Source organism: Mesotoga sp. HF07.pep.5.2.highcov (genome assembly GCF_003666285.1).
In the GTDB taxonomy this organism is placed as follows: domain Bacteria; phylum Thermotogota; class Thermotogae; order Petrotogales; family Kosmotogaceae; genus Mesotoga; species Mesotoga prima.
Map to the genome: position 1 here is coordinate 1 of NZ_JFHJ01000301.1, position 1,365 is coordinate 1,365.

Annotated in this window: 1 protein-coding gene; it reads left to right on the forward strand. The window is 42.4% G+C overall.

Annotation, left to right across the window (positions count from 1 at the left end):
- Positions 1–1,365 (forward strand): ribonuclease R family protein (locus BG32_RS06485; RefSeq protein WP_121526589.1); only part of this gene is annotated, 1,365 nt, incomplete at both ends.

A 1,365-nucleotide genomic window follows, 5' to 3' on the forward strand; every position in this document is an offset into this window, starting at 1 on the left:
AGAGCAGAGAAGGAAATTACATTCTTGGTGTACACATTGCGGATGTGTCGCATTATGTACAAGAGGGGACTCAGCTAGACCTGGAAGCTTATTCTAGAGGGACTTCTGTTTATTTGCTCGATACGGTTATTCCGATGCTGCCATTTGAACTTTCAAATGATATATGTTCTCTTAAACCTGAAGAGGACAGACTTACTCTTTCGCTGCTGCTGGAGATTGACCCTGTTGGACGTGTGGTTTCCTCGTCAGTGAAGAATTCCGTTATTAACTCTAAGAAGAGACTAACATATTCAGAGGTTAACGATTTCCTAAATGGTAAAGCATCTTCAGATATTTCGGAGAAATTGAGACCAGTTTCTGAGAGTCTCAAATTGTCGCACGAATTGGCTCAGAAGATACGGGACATCCGCAAGAAGCGGGGATCAGTTATGGATATTTCATCTAGAGAGGTAAAGATCATCTTTGACGAGAAAGGCAGGGTAACTGATATTCTGCCACAGAGTAGAGGAATATCCGAATGGATAATCGAGGAGTTCATGATACTTGCAAATGAGACTGTTGCTGAGATATTTAACAATCAGGGGTTACCGTTTGTGTACAGAATTCACGATAAACCAGATCCAGAATCAATGATGCAACTAAAAAATTATCTGGAAGCACTTGGATTGAAAGTCAAGATTCCGAGAAACGTTCATCCTAAGGCTCTTCAGCAAATACTTGAGAAGTCCAAAGATCACCCCCTCCACTCCTCCATAGAAAGAGTTCTAGTGAGAGGAATGAAGCGAGCTGTCTATTCTGACAGAAATATCGGTCACTTTGGACTGGCATCTGAAGCATACACTCACTTCACTTCTCCAATCAGAAGGTACCCGGATCTTGTTGTTCACAGGCTGTTAAAAGATTTGATCAAGAATGCCGGGGCTGATCTTAAGAACCATTCAAAGAATCTGGAGGAAAGTCTTTCCAAAATTGCCTCGTGGGCATCGAAGAGAGAGAGAATTGCAAACGAAGCGGAGTGGGATCTTGTGGACATGAAAAAGGTGGAGTACATCTCCAACCATGTGGGTGATTCTTTTGAAGGTGTTATCACGGGTGTAACAAAATTCGGAATCTTTGTGGAGTTGACCGAAAAAATGATTTCTGGTCTAGTCCACATTTCAACACTGGATGACTATTATGACTTCATTGAGGACCAGAATATTCTTGTGGGAAGAAGGAGCAAGCGGGTATTTAGGATCGGAGATCAGCTTGAGGTGAAGGTTGTAAGAGCAGACAAGACAACCATGGAAATCGATTTCATTATTGTCAATGATAACGGAAAGACGACCAGGAGAAGTAAGCGCTCCTCTCCCGATAAGTCGAAGG